Annotated in this window: 15 protein-coding genes; 6 read left to right on the top strand and 9 right to left on the bottom strand. The window is 58.6% G+C overall.

The window, feature by feature from the left end; translation table 11 throughout:
- Nucleotides 1–35: 35 nt before the first annotated feature.
- Nucleotides 36–1,070: an L-rhamnose/proton symporter RhaT gene (gene rhaT / locus JOE09_RS01410; protein ID WP_205064516.1), complete on the bottom strand. Its 1,035-nt coding sequence runs from the start codon at nt 1,068–1,070 to the stop codon at nt 36–38.
- 382 nt (nt 1,071–1,452) lie between these two features.
- On the opposite strand from rhaT, the gene aldA reads away from it, so the two are divergent.
- Nucleotides 1,453–2,892, top strand: a complete 1,440-nt coding sequence (gene aldA / locus JOE09_RS01405; protein ID WP_205064515.1) for an aldehyde dehydrogenase — start codon at nt 1,453–1,455, stop codon at nt 2,890–2,892.
- Between the two features lie 290 nt (nt 2,893–3,182).
- Nucleotides 3,183–4,130, top strand: a complete 948-nt coding sequence (locus JOE09_RS01400; RefSeq protein ID WP_105593723.1) for a sulfonate ABC transporter substrate-binding protein — start codon at nt 3,183–3,185, stop codon at nt 4,128–4,130.
- A 60-nt stretch (nt 4,131–4,190) separates the two neighbouring features.
- Here JOE09_RS01400 and JOE09_RS01395 read toward each other — a convergent pair whose 3' ends face one another.
- A complete protein-coding gene (locus tag JOE09_RS01395; protein ID WP_205064514.1) occupies nt 4,191–4,523 on the bottom strand; it encodes a TonB family protein in 333 nt (110 codons plus the stop codon).
- A gap of 272 nt (nt 4,524–4,795) precedes the next feature.
- Between JOE09_RS01395 and JOE09_RS01390 the strand changes: the two genes are divergently transcribed.
- Nucleotides 4,796–6,295, top strand: coding sequence for a PTS transporter subunit EIIC (locus JOE09_RS01390; RefSeq protein WP_205064513.1), 1,500 nt, complete (start codon nt 4,796–4,798; stop codon nt 6,293–6,295).
- 91 nt (nt 6,296–6,386) lie between these two features.
- A complete protein-coding gene (gene malI / locus JOE09_RS01385) occupies nt 6,387–7,403 on the top strand; it encodes a Mal regulon transcriptional regulator MalI (protein WP_200546913.1) in 1,017 nt (338 codons plus the stop codon).
- Nucleotides 7,404–7,515: 112 nt separating this feature from the next.
- Here the strand turns inward: malI and rluF are convergent, their stop codons facing one another.
- The 4 genes from rluF to ssuD form a co-directional block, all read right to left on the bottom strand.
- A complete protein-coding gene (rluF, locus tag JOE09_RS01380) occupies nt 7,516–8,367 on the bottom strand; it encodes a 23S rRNA pseudouridine(2604) synthase RluF (protein WP_205064512.1) in 852 nt (283 codons plus the stop codon).
- A 160-nt stretch (nt 8,368–8,527) separates the two neighbouring features.
- On the bottom strand, nt 8,528–9,925 hold the full coding sequence (locus tag JOE09_RS01375; protein ID WP_205064511.1) for an FAD/NAD(P)-binding protein: 1,398 nt from the start codon (nt 9,923–9,925) through the stop codon (nt 8,528–8,530).
- Nucleotides 9,918–11,009 carry a dimethylsulfone monooxygenase SfnG gene (gene sfnG, locus JOE09_RS01370; protein WP_205064510.1) on the bottom strand — a complete coding sequence of 364 codons (1,092 nt, stop codon included), beginning with the start codon at nt 11,007–11,009 and terminating at the stop codon, nt 9,918–9,920. The genes JOE09_RS01375 and sfnG overlap by 8 nt, the downstream gene beginning before the upstream one ends.
- An 11-nt stretch (nt 11,010–11,020) precedes the next feature.
- Nucleotides 11,021–12,193 (bottom strand): FMNH2-dependent alkanesulfonate monooxygenase, encoded by a 1,173-nt coding sequence (ssuD, locus tag JOE09_RS01365; protein ID WP_200546917.1) that lies wholly within the window; start codon nt 12,191–12,193, stop codon nt 11,021–11,023.
- Nucleotides 12,194–12,468: 275 nt separating this feature from the next.
- On the opposite strand from ssuD, the gene JOE09_RS01360 reads away from it, so the two are divergent.
- Nucleotides 12,469–14,358 carry a sigma-54-dependent Fis family transcriptional regulator gene (locus JOE09_RS01360; protein ID WP_205064509.1) on the top strand — a complete coding sequence of 630 codons (1,890 nt, stop codon included), beginning with the start codon at nt 12,469–12,471 and terminating at the stop codon, nt 14,356–14,358.
- A 25-nt stretch (nt 14,359–14,383) separates the two neighbouring features.
- On the opposite strand, the gene JOE09_RS01355 is transcribed toward JOE09_RS01360, so the two are convergent.
- On the bottom strand, nt 14,384–15,652 hold the full coding sequence (locus tag JOE09_RS01355; RefSeq protein WP_205064508.1) for an MFS transporter: 1,269 nt from the start codon (nt 15,650–15,652) through the stop codon (nt 14,384–14,386).
- Nucleotides 15,649–17,070: a M20 family metallopeptidase gene (locus JOE09_RS01350; RefSeq protein ID WP_205064507.1), complete on the bottom strand. Its 1,422-nt coding sequence runs from the start codon at nt 17,068–17,070 to the stop codon at nt 15,649–15,651. The genes JOE09_RS01355 and JOE09_RS01350 overlap by 4 nt, the downstream gene beginning before the upstream one ends.
- Nucleotides 17,071–17,256: 186 nt before the next feature.
- On the opposite strand from JOE09_RS01350, the gene JOE09_RS01345 reads away from it, so the two are divergent.
- The gene (locus JOE09_RS01345) at nt 17,257–18,180 is read left to right on the top strand and encodes a LysR family transcriptional regulator (protein WP_200546921.1); all 924 of its coding nucleotides are present in this window, start codon (nt 17,257–17,259) and stop codon (nt 18,178–18,180) included.
- Nucleotides 18,181–18,183: 3 nt separating this feature from the next.
- Here JOE09_RS01345 and JOE09_RS01340 read toward each other — a convergent pair whose 3' ends face one another.
- Entirely contained in the window at nt 18,184–19,776 is a 1,593-nt protein-coding gene (locus JOE09_RS01340) for an ABC transporter substrate-binding protein (protein WP_205064506.1), read from the bottom strand.
- Nucleotides 19,777–19,802 lie beyond the last annotated feature (26 nt).

Raw genomic sequence — 19,802 nt, 5'->3', positions numbered from 1 at the left:
CCCGAAGGTCAGCCTTATGTGACGTTGTAACGAATTTACGACACCATTCCCATCCCGACGATGTTGGCCGCGAGGATAATCACCACGCAGCCCACGCTCAGCACGCGAACCGGTCTGCGCCCAACGTTGCTCCACTCCTTCAGCAACAGCCCCACCAGACCACCGCACAGCACGTAGAAGCTCATATGCAGCATCCAGCTGACGAAATCGTACTGCGCCGGAATGCGGGCATGGCCCCAGGCGTAGAAGAAGAACTGCAGATACCACATGGTCCCGCCGAGCAGCGACAATCCGATGTTGGCGATAAGCAGCGGTTTTGCCACCGAGAAGTCGGCTTTAACCGACAGGTTAGATTTGGTTGCCAGGCGAATAAAGCAGTAGCCGAGGTTGATCAGCGCCCCGCCGCCCATAATCACCACGTAGCTCGGCAGCGCCACGTAAAGCGGGTCGATACCTGCGGCGGCGGCGGCTTCGTGCATCGGCTTGGCCGCATCCATCGCGAAGGACATTCCGGCAGAGAAAATACCGCACAGCACCGCCAGCACCAGGCCTTTCTTGAGATTGAAATCCTCCGCCGCTATGCCCATCGCCCGCTCTTTCAGCAGCCCGGCGCGGGAAACGATCGCCACGCCAATCAGCGCCACCAGCACACCCAGCAGCGTCAGGCGGCCGCCGGTGGAACTGAACAGCTCAACGAAGCGCCCCTGCAACAGCGGCGTCATCAGCGTGCCAACCACCAGCGTAATGCCGATGGCAATGCCGATACCCATCGACATGCCGAGATAGCGCATGGTTAAACCGTAGTTAATGTTACCGATGCCCCACATCGCGCCAAACAGAAACACCGGCATCAGTTGGGAGAAAGAGAACGAACTGTAGTAGCCCCAGAAGCTGGGCAGCAGCATGGCGCTGATTGCCCACGGCAGGATAATCCACGACATCACCCCGCCCACTGACCACATGGTTTCCCACGACCAGTTGCGGACCTTCTTTAGCGGAGCATAAAAGCAGGCGGCGCTGGCCGCACCGACCAGATGCCACAGAATACCCGAGAGAATGGCTTCACTCATTTTGTTTTCCTTCGTTGTTGTTTGCCCTGTATGACGAAGGAGTCTACGGATAAGCGCCACCGGGCAACCTTACGCTGGCTGCCCCACCGGCGGCAGATCTGGCAAAATTCAGTGCCTTCAGCCGACCTCGATCACAATTCGCTTATCTGATGCCCGGCCACTGCATTCACTCGGGTTTTACGTTAAGTTGCTCATATTTATCATTAAATATAAAAAATGCCAGATCGGTCAGCTGCTTCTTTTCGTTTTTGCCACCCGGCTCTCATTGCTGGCAGCCAGTTCAAGGTGATTGCGCCACAGCTGTTGCACTTTCTAAGACCTGTAACAGTTATTCCGCTGTTAATTAACACACCGATAAAAAATGCGTCACGGAGAACCTGCCATGAACCCAGTTCAGCAACAAATGTATATCAACGGTCAGTTTGTCGAGAATCGCTCCGACCGCTGGATAGATGTGATCAACCCGGCCACCGAGGTGCTGCTGTCGCGCATTCCCGAAGGTAGCGTTGAAGATGCGCAGCGGGCGATCGATGCCGCAGCGGATGCACAGCCGGGCTGGGAGGCGCTGCCGGCGATTGAACGCGGAAACTGGCTGCGTAAAATCGCCGCAGGCGTGCGCCAGCGCGCGGCAGAGCTGACCGCCACTATCGTTGCCGAAGGCGGAAAAACCCAGGAACTGGCCGAAACCGAGGTGTTCTTTACCGCCGATTACCTCGACTATATGGCCGAGTGGGCGCGCCGCTACGAAGGTGAGATCGTGCAGAGCGATCGCCCGCAGGAAAATATTCTGGTATTCAAAAAAGCCATTGGCGTCACCACCGGAATACTGCCGTGGAACTTCCCGTTCTTCCTGATTGCCCGCAAGGCGGCTCCGGCGCTGCTGACCGGTAATACCATTGTGATCAAGCCCAGCGAACTGACGCCGAATAACGCCATTATCTTCGCCGAAATCGTTAATGAGATCGGCCTGCCCGCCGGGGTGTTTAACCTCGTGACCGGCTACGGCCCGGTAATCGGCCAGGAGCTGGCGGCCAACCCGAAAGTGGGCCTGGTCAGCCTGACCGGCAGCGTCAACGCCGGGATCGCCACCATGAAAGCCGCGGCGCAGAACGTCACCAAGGTGTCGTTAGAGCTGGGCGGCAAAGCCCCGGCTATCGTGATGAACGATGCGGATTTAGACCTGGCGGTGAAGGCCATCGTTGCCTCACGCATGATCAACACCGGGCAGGTGTGCAACTGCGCCGAGCGGCTCTACGTGCAGGACGGGGTTTACGATGAAGTGGTTAAGCGCCTGACCGCCGCATTTGAGCAGGTTAAATTTGGCGATCCCGCCACGCAAAAAGGGCTGGATATGGGGCCGCTGATCACCGCCGCTGCCCTGCAGCGCGTGGAGCAGAAAGTCGCCGATGCGGTGGCGGCAGGCGCAACGGTGGTCACCGGCGGCAAACGTGCAGGCAGCAGCGGTTTCTTCTTTGAACCCACCCTGCTGATCAACGTTAACCAACAGATGAACATTATGCAGGAAGAGACGTTCGGCCCGGTGCTGCCGGTGATGAAGTTCAGCACCTTTGAAGACGCCATCGCGCTGGCTAACGACAGCGAGTACGGTCTGACTTCGTCGATCTTCACGCAAAACCTGAATACCGCCATGCAGGCGCTGAAGCAGCTGAAGTTTGGCGAAACCTATATCAACCGCGAAAACTTCGAGGCGATGCAGGGCTTCCACGCCGGTTGGCGTAAATCCGGCATTGGCGGTGCCGACGGCCGTCACGGCCTGGAAGAGTATCTGCAAACCCACGTTGCCTATCTGCAATATCAGTAATTGATTTGACCCGGCGGCATCTTCACACGCGAGATGCCGCCTCTCTGTGCTTACCCTGTCAAACTGATGTATTTATTCGGCAGCGCAATCTTCTGTGCTCTTCACATTCCTGACACATCGCCGTGTTCATTCTGCTCCGCAACGTTCCTGTTCAATTCTTTCTACTCCGATATGTTCACTTTCCGCGTCGTTATGTTCCTGCCGCATATCGTTATCAGATCAACTCGCTAAGCCGCCTTCATGCATTTTGATATGTTTTTCTGACAGCGCTTATCACTTCGGGAAATAACATGAATAAAGCACTTCTTAGCGGCCTGATTAGCGGTCTGGTGATTGCCACCACCGTTTCGGCTAATGCAGCGGAAAAACTGCCGGAAACGGTGAATATCGGCTATCAGAAAGCCAACATCTTCGCCCTGCTGAAGTATCGCGGCACGCTGGATGAACAGTTTAAAAAACAGGGGATCGCGGTGAAGTGGGTTGAATTCCCTGCCGGTCCGCAGATGCTGGAAGGCCTGAACGTTGGCAGTATCGATCTGGCCGCCACGGGCGATGCGCCGCCTACCTTTGCCCAGGCGGCAAAAGCCGACCTGGTGTACCTCGGGCACTCCCCGGCGAACCCGAAAACGGAAGCGATTGTCGTTCCCGAGAATTCCCCGGTGAAGACCGTTGCCGATCTGAAAGGCAAGCGCGTGGCACTGAATAAAGGCTCGGACGTCAACTATCTGCTGGTTCGTGCGCTCGAAGATGCCGGGCTGAGCTATAAGGATATCACCCCGGTTTATCTGCCACCGGCGGATGCCCGCGCCGCCTTCCAGCGCGGTGCGGTGGATGCATGGGTGATCTGGGACCCGTTCCTCTCTGAGGTGGAAACCAACGCCAAAGCGCGGCTGGTGAGAAACGCCGAAGGATTGGTGCCGCACTACACTTTCTATCTTGCCAGCCGCAAGTTTGCCGATACCTGGCCGCAAACCGCTAAGCAGGTAGTGGATGAGTTAGGCACGCTCAGCCAGTGGGCCAACGGTCATCCGCAGGAGGCGGCGAAGATCCTCTCAACCTCTACCGGGCTGCCGGAACCGATCTGGCAGCGGGCGCTGGCGAGAATGCCGTACGGCGCAGAGCGCATGACCCCGCAGGTATTTGCTGAACAGCAGGCGCTGGCCGATAAATTTACCCAGATCGGCCTGCTGCCGGTGAAAGTGGACGTCAGCAGCGCAACCTGGTCGCTGGATAAGTAATTTTTATTGCCGGTTGCCAGCGACTTTGCCGGGCAGCAATGCCCGGCAAGACAACGAAGATTACTGACGGTTTATCATAAACCTGATGTTTTTTTTCATGCCTTTATACGGCTTGTTGGGTTCATATTTCCAGCGCGAAATGGCATTCAACGCTTCTCGGTTAAACACGCCATTGGCCGTATCAGACACCACCACCGGATTAATCACATTGCCGTTGGCGTCAACATCGTACGACAGCATGACATCGCCCGTAAGCCGTTGTTTAAATGCGATAGCCGGATAAGCAGGCCGTTTAACCGTAATCGGCGACGGCATGACTCCCTGACGGGCTTTGTTGGCCGGCGAACAGGCGGCTAACAACGTGCAGAAAAGCAGTAGCGTGACTTTATGCATTGAATAATCCCTTATCGTTTAGCAATCAATAACCTGAACCAGGTCCGAAACCAGCTTACCAGAAAAGCTCGCTATAGCATGCTGTCATTCTCTTATTGCGGAAGTTGATCGCCTTCAAACAATCACAAATTCCTATGCCTGAAATTCTGAATTTTGTTGCACAACCCGGCACCTTCTCTCACGATAAGTAGAACGTTCTACTAAAACGTTCTACTCACAATAATAGTGCACAATGTGCGCAGAATAATGGTCGGTAATCGGGGGAAATCGGGATGAGACTGTTATCAGGGTTTATTAAATCGCTATCAAAGCTGTCGATGATTGGCCGCGCGTTAATGCTGCCCATCTCACTGCTGCCAGCCGCCGGCCTGCTGCTGGCGTTCGGTGATAAGTTCCACCTGCCGCTGATGATGAACGCGGGCGGGGTGATCTTCGACAACCTGCCGCTGCTGTTTGCCATCGGTTCGGCGGTTGGCCTGGCGTCGGAATCGGGTATCGCTGCCCTTTCCGCCGCCGTATCGGTGTTTATTACCAACATTACTATTGGAACCGTGCTGTCAATTACGCCAGAAATGGCCTCGCAGGGCGGAAAGTATGCGATGGTGGTCGGTATCCCCACCCTGCAAATGGGCGTATTCGGCGGGCTGATCTGCGGTATTCTCGCCGCCTGGTGCTATAACCGTTTCCATACGCTACAGCTGCCGGAATTCCTCGGTTTCTTCTCCGGGAAACGCTTTGTGGCGATTGCTACTGCGTTTATGTCATTTATTCTCGGCCTGCTGCTGCCGTATGTCTGGCAGCATATCCAGGCGGGGATCGATGCCCTGTCGGTGATCGTCAACGGTGATAATCAGGCGGCGTCGACCTTTATCTTTGGTCTGGTGGAACGCGCGCTGATCCCGCTTGGCCTGCACCATATCTGGTATCCGTCGTTCTGGTACTCGTTCGGCGACTACACCACGCAGGCCGGTCAGGTGATCCACGGCGACCAGACAATCTGGTTCAAAATGCTGGAAGAAGGCACCAAGTCATTCAGCAGCAGCACCTATCAGAATGCCGGTAAGTTTATGCAGGGCGAATTCCCGCTGATGCTGTTTGCGCTGCCTGCGGCCTGCCTGGCGATGTATCACGAAGCGCACACTAAAAACAAAAAAATAGCCGCCGGTATTCTGTTCTCCGCCGCGCTGACCTGCTTCCTGACCGGCATTACCGAGCCGGTTGAGTTCACCTTTATTTTTGTTGCGCCGATTCTGTACGTCTTCAACGCCATCATGGCCGGGCTGGCCTATATGTGCATGTATCTGCTGCATGCGCATATCGCCAAGTCCTTCTCCGCCGGTCTGATCGACTATATCTCCTTTGGTATCCTGCCGTCGTTTAACGGCTATCAGACCAACTTCCTCAGTGCGGTGATGATCGGTGTGCCGATGGCGCTGATTTACTACTTCACTTTCCGCTTTGTTATCCGCCGCTTTGACGTGAAAACGCCGGGCCGGACCGAAGTGTCATCCAGCGCCAGCGATAAGAGCGATGACGAGCTGGTTGGCGAAATTATCGGCCTGCTGGGCGGCGCGAAAAACATCGATTCCGTTGGTTCCTGTATTACTCGTCTGCGTATCGAAGTGCTGAACGGCGATCGCGTGGATAAAGAGGGGCTGAACGGTGTAGGCGCACGCGGTGTGGTGTTTGTCGGCGACAAGGGCGTGCAGGTTATTTTCGGTGCTCGTGCGCAGTTTATCGCCCAGGCGATGTCGACAACGCTTGGCAAATAGCCCGGTGCTGTTAAGGTAGCTAAGCCTCCCGTATTCGTACGGGAGGCTTTACTGTTTCCGACTGATTATTCTGGTGTTTCAGGGAGCGAGTTTGAAAAAGGTCAGCATTATTGATGTCGCTAAACTGGCGGGCGTTTCCGTCTCGACCGTGTCGCTGGTGCTGCGCCAGAAGGGAAAAATATCCGAGGCGACCATCGAACGTGTGCACTCGGCGATTAATGAGCTGGGCTACGTGCATAATGTCGCCGCCGCAAACCTGCGTTCCAATACCTCAAATCTGATTGGGCTGATCCTGCGCGATTTCAGCGACAGCTTTTCCATTAAGGTGATGGCCAGCATTGTCAAGGAGCTGGAACGCCAGGGCTTTATGGTGTTCCTCGGCCAGCCGCAGGATGACCAACAGCATCTGGAGCGCTGCCTGCTCTCTTTCAAACAGCAGGGCGTGGCGGGCGTGATCTATCTTGCCAGTGATGCCACGACCGACCGACTGCCGGAACAACTCTGCCAGTGCCCGCTGCCGCTGGTGGTGGTGTCGCAGGCGCTGCCGGAACAGCCTTGTAATCTGGTAATGCGCGATAACCGCCAGGCGGCCAGTCTTGCCACCCGCCACCTGATTGAGCGCGGGCACCGCAACATTGCCTACATCGGCGGAATGGAAAATGATCGGGTGCGCCACCAGCGTCTGCTGGGCATGCACGGCGCACTGAAGCAGAACGGTCTGGCGCTGCGCGATGAGTTCACCCCCGCCTGTCTGGAAAGCACCCATTCGGTCAGCGTGGCTACCCGTCAGCTGTTAGAGAAAAACAATACGATTACCGCACTGCTTTGCCATTCCCCGACGGCGATAATCGGTGCGATCGGCGGCATTCATCAGGTGGGGCGCACTGTCGGTAAGGACGTGTTCCTGACCCAGCAGGTGGCGCTGATCGGCTTTGAGGATATGCTGCACGTTAATCTTACCTCGCCGTCGTTTACCTATGTCTCCTCAGCCAGTGAGGAGACCGGTCGCCAGGCGGCGGGGCTGATGATGCGTAAACTGAAAGAGCCGGAGCTGCAAACCCAGCGGATCACCTTATCAGGCCAGCTGGTGATACAACAATCCGCCTGAAGCGACACCCGTCAGCTTTAGTGCAGATTTTTGTGCACCGATTCCTGTCCGCAGGCTAACGGCAGGCCGCAACCATCGCCGTTAACCGTTGACGCACATGCAATGGTTCATCCTAGCGCCCTTTCTTCTTGCGCCCCGGCTGAGTGAAACGCTTGCGCCCGGCGGCAGCTCCCGGTTTCGCTCCGGCAGGTTTCTTCTGCGGGGAAGATTTCGGCGGAGACTTTTTAGCCGAGGCGTCTTCCGAGCTGGAGTCTTCAATCAGTTTGAACAGGTCGATCAGCTCGTCATCGGTCAGATCGCGCCATTCGCCCGGCGGCACGCCCTTCAGGCTGACGTTCATGATGCGCGTGCGTTCCAGCTTGGTCACTTCATAGCCGAAGTGCTCGGCCATACGGCGGATCTGGCGGTTAAGACCCTGAACCAGAATGATGCGGAAAACGAAGGTCGACTCTTTCTTCACCTTACATTTCTTGGTCACCGTGCCCAGCATCGGCACCCCGGCACCCAGCCCGCGAATAAACTCTTCGGTAACCGGCTTGTTGACGGTCACCAGGTACTCTTTCTCGTGGTTGTTACCGGCACGCAGGATCTTGTTGACCAGGTCGCCGTGGTTGGTCAGGAAGATCAGCCCCTGCGAGTCTTTATCCAGTCGGCCGATGGGGAAAATGCGTTTGCTGTGGTTAACGAAATCAACAATGTTGTCTTTCTCACCGTCTTCGGTGGTACTGACGATGCCCACTGGTTTATTCAGAGCAATCAGCACCAGATCTTCGGCATCGCGCGGTTCAATCAGCTGACCGTTAACTTTAACAACATCACCGTCCGACACCCGATCGCCCACCGTGGCGCGCTTGCCGTTGATAAAAACATTTCCCTGTTCGATATAGCGGTCGGCATCGCGGCGAGAGCAGATTCCGCTTTCGCTGATGTATTTATTAAGACGTGTCGTTGAGTTGGTCAGCATGTTACCCCCGTGCAAAAAAGCGGACTATACCTTACCGCCGGGCAAGCCTGGAGTAAAAAATGCAGATTTTATTGAAAGCGCGGCATTCCGCCGCCGCGGAGCCGTTTTTCTGGCCTGGCGGCGGGGAATACCGTGCTTTAATATTGAATAAAAAACAGGCTTACTGCCCCGATTCCCCCAGCCCGGAGCAAGCAGCCAGCAGCTGGCGGGCAACGCTTTCGGCATGCTCGGCCACCTGCGGCAGCCCCATCAGTTCACCGAAGCGACCGCGCGCGGCGGGGCCAGCCACGTAAAGGTGCAGATTCGGTGCGCCAAAGCGATTAATGGTCTGCGAACGGCCGTTAACCTTAATGCCCAGCGCCAGCTCGTCCGGCTGGATCACACCGTCCAGCGCCAGCTGGTGCAGCAGCGCATCGCTTTGCAGCAACCCGCCGTGCGCCGGTCCGGTGGTGACAATCAGGCGATCGACCTTCAGGGCGCGGACTTCACCTCGACGGGAACGTAAATCCAGCTGGATCGCGTTCCCTTCCGTCGTAATGGACTGCAAACGCGCGGCCAGAACCTGCAGCTGTCCGCTGCTCTGCCACTGTTCCAGCACCGCATTGACCTGTGGGGCGATGCGGTAGCGGTGAACATCCCACCACGGGCGCAAATGTCGCAGGAAACGCCGCTGTTCGGAGAGCGACAGCTGCTGCCAGATGGCCTGACCGTTCTGGCGGATATCATCCAGCACCAGCTGCCACGGCAGCCCTTCTGCGGCGGCAAGCTTCACCTCACGACGAATGCGCCGCAGCCAGCCGAGCGCGGAATCCTTCTGCGAAACAGCGTAATCCAGCACTCTCGGCTCAAAGCTGCCGCTGAGATTAGAACGCGGCAGCAGGCCACGGCGTGAAAAGGCCACAATCGGCCCACGATGACCGTGACGGTGTAACGTTGCCACGGTATCGGCCATGGTCAGACCGCTGCCAATAATCGCAATGGATTCATCAGGCGCGATATCCGCCAGCGCGTTGTCGCGCCACGGATCGGCAATCAGTCCCGGATGCCCTTCCAGCGCCAGCGCAATGGCGCGCGGCAGTGCGGGCGGCGGATGGCTGATTGCCAGCACCAGCTCATCCACCCGCAGTCGTTCACCGCTGGCGGTAATGACTTCACCGTTTTCCAGCGCCACGGCGCGGTCGCGCAGATGGCGTAACACGACCGGGGACTGCCTTTGCGCTTCGGCAAACAGCCCGGAGATATACGCAGCAAACTGCCCGCGCTGCGGATAAACCCGCCCGTCCTGCCAGCGTGCCGCCGGGTCAGCATCGTAAGCCGCCGAAGCACGGAACCAGCGGTCAAAGTCGCCCTGTTCCGCAGCGGTCAGCTGCATACGGTCAGCGGGCACGTTAATGCGGTGCGCCGGATCGCGGCTGCCGTAGGCCACGCCCTGCGCCACGCCGTCGCGCGGTTCAATCACCGTGACCTTCAGCCCGGCGTGGCCGCCGCGCGCCAGATGGATGGCCAGCGCGGTGCCGCTGAAACCGCCGCCGACGATCGCGATATGGCGATCAGCCATGCGCCAGTTCCCGCTCTTTCTGCCGCTCCAGCTCGCGCACCAGCGGAATAACCTCACGACCAAAGAACTCCACCTCTTCCTGGAAGTGCAGGAAGCCCAGCAGCATCAGGCTCACACCCGCTTCTTTCAGCGCGATAATGCGTTCGGCGATCTGCTGCGGCGTGCCGATCAGATTGGTTTTGAAACCGTCGTTGTACTGCACCAGATCCTCCAGGGTTGATTTTGCCCAGTTGCCTTCGCCCTCCGGGGAGGCGCTGCCGGCATTTTTCACTTCGTGCTGGAAGCCTTTTACCGCATCCGGGTTGGCGTGGTCGAGGATCTCCTGCAGCACCTGCTGTGCTTCCTGCTCGCTGTCGCGGGCGATTACAAAGCCGTTGACGCCGACTTTAACCTGGTGCTGATTATAGGCCGCCTTGCGCTGAATATCCTCCACCTGCTGACGAATACCCTCCACGGTATTGCCGTTGGTGAAGTACCAGTCCGACACGCGTGAGGCCATATCGCGAGCGGCACGGGAGCTGCCGCCCTGGAAAATTTCCGGGCGCGGCGACAGCGGCTTCGGCTTCAGCGAATAGTCGCGGTAGCGGTAGAAATCTCCGGCAAAGGTAAAGCTCTCCTCCTGCCAGATGCCTTTCAGGCAGCGGATAAACTCTTCCGAACGCAGGTAGCGCTCTTCGTGATCCAGCCACGGCTCACCGATGGCTTTGAACTCGCCACGGAACCAGCCGCTGACGATGTTAACCGCGATGCGCGCGTTGCTCAGATGGCTGATGGTGGCAATCTGCTTGGCGGCCAGCGTTGGGTTCCACGGACCGGGCAGCAGCGCGGCAATCACCTTCAGTTTTTCCGTCGCGCCCAGCAGCCCCTGTGAAAAGCTGACCGACTCATGCTGGTTATCCGCGCCGTATCCGGCAGTAAAGCGGATCTGGGTCAGCGCGTAGTCAAACCCGGCGCGCTCGGCAATCTGCGCCAGCTTGCGGTTGTAGTCAAAGTCCCAGCTGGTGCGCTGCGGAATATTACTGATCACCAGGCCGCCGGAAACGTTCGGTACCCAGTAGGCGAATTGAATAGGTTGTTGGCTCATTGTTGTTCTCCTCAGCTCACGCTGGTCTGTTTTTGTGGCCGGCGGTCGCCGCCAATCGTTTCACCAAATGGTCCGGTATTGACCGTTCCCTGACGTTTTTCACCGTTTGTCGCCAGCGGCAGCAGTGGCATAACCAGCTCGGCAAAGCGGTGTGCTTCTTCAAGATGCGGATACCCGGAGAAGATAAAATTGGTGATCCCCAGTGCCTGATATTCGCGGATACGTGCTGCAACCTGCTGCGGGTTCCCCACCAGTGCGGTGCCCGCCCCGCCGCGCACCAGACCAACGCCCGCCCACAGGTTCGGCGCAATGCGCAGGTCGTCGCGTGACCCGCTGTGCAGTGCGCTCATTCGCGCCTGGCCGGTAGAGTCCATGCGGGCAAAGATTTTCTGCGCGCTGGCGATGGTGTCGTCATCCAGATGGGCAATCAGTTTGTCGGCTGCGGCCCACGCCTCCTCTTCGGTTTCACGCACGATAACGTGCAGGCGGATGCCGTAGTCGAGTTGACGACCGCGCTGCTCGGCGCGCTGACGCACCACGGCCAGCTTTTCAGCCACCTGCTCAAGTGGTTCGCCCCACGTCAGGTAGGTATCTACCTGATTCGCCGCCACATCGATCGCTTCATCCGACGAGCCGCCGAAATAGAGCGGCGGGCCGTTTTCCTGTACCGGCGGGAAGAGGATTTCAGCGCCTTCCACGCGGATATGCGCACCGTCGTAATCCACTTTTTCGCCTTTCAGCAGGCGGGAATAGACATCAAGGAACTCTCGTGTGACCTGATAGCGGTCGGCGTGGCTGAGGAAAATGCCGTCACCCCGGTTCTCGACCGGATCGCCCCCGGTGACTACGTTGATGAGCAGACGTCCTTCCGACAGACGGTCAAGGGTTGCCGCCATACGCGCTGCCAGGCTGGGTGGCTGTAATCCAGGACGAACCGCCACCAGATAGCGCAGACGTCGAGTCATCGGTGCCAGCGCCGAGGCGACCAGCCAGGAATCCTCGCAGCTTTTCCCCGTGGGGATCAGCACGCCGTAATAGCCAAGATTGTCCGCCGCCAGCGCAACCTGCTGTAAATAGGGAAGATCGACTGCCCGCCCGCCTTCAGCGGTCCCCAGGTAACGCCCGTCACCGTGGGTGGGCAGAAACCAGAATACGTTGATGTTGTCCTGTACCGACTCGCTCATTTGCCATTTCCTATATAACTACATCTGAATTTATTCATTAGAAAGTTACGCTTTGGTTATAAAACACTAAGCAGGAAGCATGCCAATTCTTTATTGAATTTTTATTGTTAAAAATCAGTATATTAAAATTATCTCCGTTATTAATTTTTGCTGCATTTGCAGCAGCGAATGATGATCTTCTGCTGCAATTGCAGCAGCCCGGCCGTTTACCCCTCTCGTCGCCGCTTCCGCGCCAGGATACTCTGGCCGCAGACGCTATTCCGCAGGAGTGAAGCATGCAAAACCCCGCCCCTATACTGATTGACCCGGCCTCTATTGCCTTTCAGAGCGTGCTGGACAGGCTGGCCCCGACCGATGCCACGGTGCTGATCGTCGGCGAAACCGGTACCGGTAAAGAGGTGGTGGCGCGCTATTTGCATCATCACAGCGCGCGGCGCGGCGAGCCTTTTCTGGCGGTGAACTGCGGTGCGCTGACCGAAACCCTGGCGGAATCGGAGCTGTTTGGTCACGAAAAAGGCGCTTTTACCGGCGCGGCGGAGCGCCACCAGGGCTGGTTTGAGGCGGCGGAAGGGGGAACCCTGCTGCTGGATGAAATCGGCGAACTGAGCCTGCCGCTCCAGGTGAAGCTGCTGAGGGTGCTCCAGGAGCGTGAAGTCACCCGGGTGGGATCGCGCCGCCCGGTGAAGGTTAACGTGCGGGTGATTGCCGCCACCCACGTCGATCTGGCGCAGGCGATCCGCGAACGGCGCTTCAGGGAAGACCTCTATTATCGTCTGAACGTCGCAGCGGTGACCCTGCCCCCGCTGCGCCAGCGCCGCGAGGATATTCCCCTGCTGGCGGATCATTTCCTCAAGGTATATGCCACCCGACTCGGCCGGCCACAGCTGCGGCTGGCGGAGGATACCGTCGCCACGCTGATGGATTATCCGTGGCCGGGCAATATCCGCGAGCTGGAAAATACCCTGCACAATGCCGTGCTGCTCAGCCGCGAGGCGGTGATCGCGCCGCAGCACCTGCGGCTTAACCCGGTGGCGCTTGACCCTCAACCCGCCAGCGAACTGGCGCTGGATCGCTTTCTGCGCCAGCAGCTGAGCGTTGACAGCGGGCAGATTTACCAGCGGGTGCTGGATTCGCTGGTGCGTAATGCGTTTGAACTGAGCGACGGTAACCAGCTACAAACCGCCGCACTTCTGGGCGTCAGCCGCAACACGCTGCGCACGCATCTCGGCCATCTGGGACTGATCAAGGCGCGGCGCAGTACCGCACGCGGCCTGCGTTTCGATGCCGCTCCAGCCGCGCCGCAGGAACGCGAACTGCGCATCGGCTATCAGAAATTCGGCAATCTCGGCATCCTTAAAGCGCGGCAAAGCCTGGAAGCAGAGTTTGCCAGCCGGGGGATCAGCGTACTGTGGAGTGAATTTCCCGCCGGGCCACAGCTGCTGCATGCCCTGACCCATCATGAGATTGATTTCGGCACCACCGGCGAAGTTCCCCCGGTGTTCGCCCAGGCCAGCGGCAGCCCGCTGCTTTACGTGGCCTGGGAACCGGCCGCGCCGCAGAGCGTGGCGCTGATGGTGGCTAACGACAGCCCGATCCGCACGATTGCCGATCTGCGCGGTAAGCGCATTGCGGTGAACAAAGGTTCCAACGTGCACTATCTGCTGGTGCAGATGCTGGATGAGGCGGATATGAACCTGGCCGATGTGCGGGTGGTTTACGCACCGCCGAAATATCCGCTGACGCCAAGCGATCATCACGCGGTGGATGCCTGGATGATGTGGGACCCTCTGCTCAGCGCAGCGGAATATGACGGACAGCTGCGGGTGGTCGGCGACGGGCGTGGACGGGTGAACAATCATCAGTTTTACCTGACCCATCGCGAGTTCGCGGCGCATTCCGCCGACCTGCTGCATACGCTGCTGACGGCGCTGGAGCAAACCGGGCGCTATATTGACGGTAATCGCAAGGAGGCCAGCGTGCTGCTGGCGACGGAACTGGGCCTGGCACCGCAGGCGCTGTCGGACGCGCTGGTGCGCCGCAGCCATCAGACTAAACGCATGGATCTGGCGGTGATCCGCGAACAGCAGACCATCGCCGACCGCTTTTATGCACTGGGATTGTTGCCTCGCGCGGTGAAGGTGCGCGAGGCGTTATGGCACGATTAGTGAAAGCGTCACATTTTAAGGGTGTTTAGCGTACCCTGCGCTGGCTGTGGAACAGTGCCACCGCGCTGAACAGGGCCAGCAGCATCAGATAATAGCTCGGTGCCAGTGGCGTTCCGGTCATACTAATCAGCAGGGTACAGATCAGCGGCGCGAAACCGCCAAACACCGTGACCGCCACGTTATAGCTGATGGCCATGCCGCTGGCGCGGGTGGTCATCGGGAACAGATCGGCCATCATCGACGGTACTGTTGAGAAGTAGACCGATTTCAGCAGCGCCATCCAGCCGACCAGCAGGATCAGCGTGGTCGGACTGGTGTGATTCACCACCAGCAGGAACGCCGGATAAATGGTTACCGCCAGCATCATCAGCGAGCCCCACATCAGCGGCAGACGCCCAACTTTTTCCGCCCACAGCCCCATCAGCGGCGTCACCACCGTCAGAATAATCCCGGCCACCAGCGTAGCGGTAAACGCCGTCGATCCCGGCAGATGCAGGTTTTTGGTGGCGTAGGTCGGCACGTAGTTGAGCATGTAGTTCACGCCGGTGGAGATCACCATCAGTCCCATCGCCAGCAGCAGCAGGTTTTTCTGCTGGCCCATCAGCGTTTTCAGCGGCGCGGCGTGTTTTTCCTGGCTGACGAAGCTGGCCGGTTCATGCACGTGGCGGCGAATATACAGCCCCACCGGACCGATCAGCAGGCCGAAGGCGAACGGAATACGCCAGCCCCACTCCTGGATCTGCGCTTCAGTCAGCCAGGCCGTCAACCCCAGGCCAAAGGCAGATGCCATCAGCGTACTGGCCCCCTGCGTGGCGAACTGCCAGCTGGCGATAAACGCGCGGCGCTCCGGGAAATGCTCAACCAGAAACGCGGTGGAGCTGCCAAACTCGCCGCCTGCGGAGAAGCCCTGAATCAGCCTTGCCAGCAGGATCATAATCGGTGCAATCACTCCGATGCTGCTGTAGGTCGGCATCACGGTGATGATCAGCCCGCCAACCATCATCAGCATAATCGACAGCAGTAGCGCCTTCTTGCGCCCAACGCGGTCGGCGTAGGCACCCAGCACAATTGCCCCGAGCGGGCGGATCAGGAACGACACGCCGAAACTGCCGAAGGTCAGCAGCAGCGATACAGATGGATCTTCGGTTGGGAAAAACGCATGGGCGATATAGCTGGCGAAGAAACCGTAAACCGCGATATCAAACCACTCCAGCGCGTTACCGACGCAGGTGGCAAACAGGGTTTTATACAGATTCGGCTTGACCGCTACAGGTGTCTGAACGGTGGTACTCATTTTGCACCTCCCTGCGCACGATGGGCCTGATGGCGCGCCAGCAGTGCGCTTCCCTGTTCTCCCAGATCCCAGAACAGCCGGGTCATCATCTGTAATCCCTCGCGCGCGATGGACTTCAGCATGTGCTCATCCACCGCGTGCTGGCCGCAGGCCGGATAGGAGTGCGGCACCCACAGCGTGGGCAGGCCGAGGATATCGGCAAAGACATCATTCGGCAGTGAACCGCCCAGATTCGGCAGCAGCGCCGGTTTTTTTCCACTGGTTTCCGCCATCAGCGCCAGCGCCCAGCCGACCAGCGGGTCGGTCGGATCAAGCCGGGTGGCCGGGGAACCACGCAGCACTTCAACCTCAACCTGCGGGAAACCGTGACGATCCAAATGCTCGCGCAGATGTTCACCGATGTACTGCCAGTCGGTATCCACTACAAAGCGCAGCTGGCACACCGCCGTGGCGCTGCCGGGGATGGCGTTCATCGGCCGCGCCGGGTTACCGGTCAGGAAGCTGAGCACCTCCAGCGTATTCCAGCCGTACAGCCGCTCGGTTGGCGTCAGCCCCGCTTCACCCCAGGCGGGATCGATAGCCGGGCCGTCGCCTTCACCCACGGTAATATCATCGAGAATAGCCTTAACCGCCGCGCTGATGGCCGGCGGTTTTAGCGCGGCCACCTGCAGCTGGCCGTGCTGATTGACCAGGCAGGCCAGCGCGTTCGCCAGTTGAGTGCCGGGATTGGTCAGCAGCCCGCCCCAGTTACCCGAGTGGTAGTCGCGGTCGCGGGCGTGAATGCTCAGGCGGAAGTTCACCGCCCCGCGCGATCCCAGAAACAGCGTCGGGCGTTCCGCGTTCAGGCGCGGGCCGTCGGAGGCGATAAAGATATCGGCGGCCAGTTCGGTCTGGCGATCCCGGCACAGCTGCGCCAGGCCGGGGGAGCTGACTTCCTCCCCCATTTCAAACAGGAACTTGCAGTTAAAGCCCAGCGAACCGCGCGCGGCAATCACCTGCTCCAGCGCGGCGATATTCACCGAGTGCTGGCCTTTATTATCGGCACTGCCGCGCCCGTACCAGCGGTCGCCCTCTTCCACCAGCAGCCACGGGTCCAGCCCGCTGCGCCAGTTTTCATCATCGCCGAACACCACGTCGCCGTGGCCGTAGCACAGCACGGTGGGCAGCGCGGGGTCTTCAATACGCGTCGCCAGCAGGAACGGACGCGCCGGTGCCTGCGGGTTTGGCAGCTGCTGGCAGGTAAACCCCAGCCCCTGCATCGCCGGGATCATCTCTTCGTCATAATAGCGCTGGATAATCTCATCACGATCGTCGCGCTGGCTTTCACTGCGTATCGCCACGCGCTTCGCCAGCACGCGCTTAAACTCCCCGCTGTCAAAATACGCCGTCGCGCGGGCTACTGCCTGTTCAGCTGTCATAGACTTTTTCCGTAGTTATGTGTTGGTTTGCGTTTTAACGATCTCTTTCGCGGATCGATGTTGTTATCACTCCATCTAAGCTAATATTCAGCTTTGCCACAATTATCAAAATAACAAACGAGGCTTGCTTTAAAAGCAATGCTCATCTGCACCATCACCGATCGCGCACCGTTAAAGAGCACCGCTATGCACAGCACTGAAATTCGCTATTTTCTGGCCGTTGCCAGCAGCGGCTCGCTAAGCGCCGCCAGCCAGCAGCTGTTCGTCGCCGTTTCCGCTATCAGTCGCCAGATCCAGCGGCTGGAGGCCAGAGTCGGCGCACCGCTGTTTGAGCGCCATGCGCGCGGCATGGTACTGAACGACGCAGGGCAGATTTTTGAGAACCACGTGCGGAAAAGCATGATGGATATGGAACACGCCATTGCGGAGATAAAGGGGCTGAAGGCGGTGCGGCGCATTGCGCTGCGCGTGGCCTGTACCGACGGCATGGCGTTCAGCCTGCTGCCGGTGCTGTTTACTGAGTTTCGCCAGCTGCATCCGGGAGTCAGCTTTCATCTGACGGTGGGCAGCGCGCTGGAGGTGGCGGAAGTGATTCGCCGTGGCGAATGCGATGTCGCCTTTCAGTTCAGCCTGCATCCGGAGCGCGGCGTGGATGTGGTGGCCGCCTGGTCTGCACCGGTGCTGCTGGTGATGCAGCAAAATCACCCGCTGGCACATCAGCGGATTCAACTGTCCGATCTGCTGGCCTGGCCGCTGGCGCTGCCGGATGCGGGCACCACGGTGCGTCAGCTTTTCGATCTCTCCTGCCGGATGAGCGGCACCTTTGTGGAACCCACTCTGACCTGTAATAACTTCAGTACGCTCTACTCCTTCCTGCTGAGCACACCGCAGGCCATCACCATCTGCAGCCAGTTTACGGTGATGTACCAGGCCGAAGAACAGGGCCTGGTACTGAAGTCGCTCGGCAGCGAGCAGCTCAGCCAGCGCTCGCTACAGGTGCAAACCGCGATTGGCCGCCCGCACTCCGCCGCGCTGGCGCTGTTCCTGGAATTTGCCCAGCATGAGCTGAAGCAGCAGGATGAACGCATAAGAACGCGTTACGACTTTTAGCGATTACTTAATATCCACCGGATAGAAAATATGTTTGCCGAACGGATCAACCTCATAGCCGCTGACCTCTTTGCGCACCGGCTCAAAGATCGTTGAGTGGGCAATCATCACTGCCGGGGCCTGATCGTGCATAATCTGTTGCGCCTCACGGTACATCGCCACGCGTTTTTCGTGGTTCTGCTCGGCGCGGGCTTTGGTAATCAGCTGGTCAAACGGCTGATAGCACCATTTTGACGAGTTCGAACCGCCGTTAGCCGAGGTGCAGCTAAACAGCGGGCCGAAGAAGTTATCCGGGTCGCCGGTGGCGGTGGTCCAGCCCATCAGCGCCGCCTGATGCTCGCCGTTTTTCACCCGTTTGAGGTATTCGCCCCACTCAAAAGTGACGATAGTGGCTTTGATGCCGACCTTCTGCCAGTCCGCCTGAATCATCTCCGCCATACGTTTAGCATTCGGATTATACGGGCGCTGAACCGGCATCGCCCACAGCTCAACGGCGGTGCCCGGCGCGATACCCGCTTCTTTTAGCAGCGTTTTCGCCTTTTCCGGATCGTATGCGTAATCCTGCATATCTTCGGCGGCGCTCCACACGCCCGGCGGCAGCAGGTTTTTCGCGGCGGTGCCGGTCCCCTGGAAGACTGCCTCAATAATCGCCGGTTTGTTGATCGCCAGCGTCAGCGCCTGGCGCACTTTGACGTTATCCATCGGCGCTTTTTGGGTGTTGAATGCGAGGAACCCGGTATTCAGCCCGGCTTTCTGCTCCAGAGTGATATTCGGGTTTTCACCCAGCCGCTTCAGATCGGCGGGATTAGGGAACGGCATCACCTGGCACTCGTTTTTCTCCAGCTTGGCGGCGCGCACTGAGGCATCCGGCACGATGCTGAAGACCAGTCGGTCAAGCTTCGCCTTGCCCTGCCAGTATTCCGGGAAGGCGCGGTAGAGAATGCGCGAGTCCTTCTGATACTGCACCAGCTCGAACGGACCGGTGCCGATCGGTACGCTGTCCACCTTCTCCGGCGTACCGGCTTTCAGCATCGCGTCGGCATATTCGGCAGAGAGAATCGAGGCAAAGTACCAGGCCAGATCGGCGAGGAACGGCGCTTCGGCATGAGCAAGTGTAAAGCGCACGGTGTGGTCGTCCACCTTCTCGATATTTTTCAGCAGCGAGCCAAACTCCAGGCTTTCGAAGTTGGCATAGGTGCCGTTAGAGACGTTGTGATAGGGGTTGGCCGGATCTTTCTGGCGCATAAACGAGAAAATCACATCATCGGCGTTAAAATCGCGCGTGGGTTTAAACGTTTTGTTGCTCTGAAACTTGACGCCCTTGCGCAGATGGAAGGTGTACACCGTACCGTCCTCAGAGATATCCCAGCTTTCCGCCAGGCTTGGGATCAGCTCGGTGGTGCCCGGCGTAAAGTCCACCAGCCGGTTGTAGACCGGCACCGCGCTGGCATCCACGCTGGTGCCGGAGGTGTAGAGCTGCGGGTTAAAGTTTTCCGGCGATCCTTCAGAACAGTACACCAGTGTTTTTGCCGATGCCGCAGAGGCCATTGAGATTGCCAGCGCCGTTAACAGCGTGCCCAGTACCGCTTTCTTCATCTCCATCCTCGCTTTTTATTTGACAT

Origin of the sequence: Pantoea coffeiphila (genome assembly GCF_016909495.1) — a bacterium.
GTDB lineage: Bacteria > Pseudomonadota > Gammaproteobacteria > Enterobacterales > Enterobacteriaceae > Erwinia > Erwinia coffeiphila.
The sequence above is the reverse complement of the archived record's forward strand: the minus strand, read 5'-3'. Positions and strand labels throughout refer to the sequence as shown.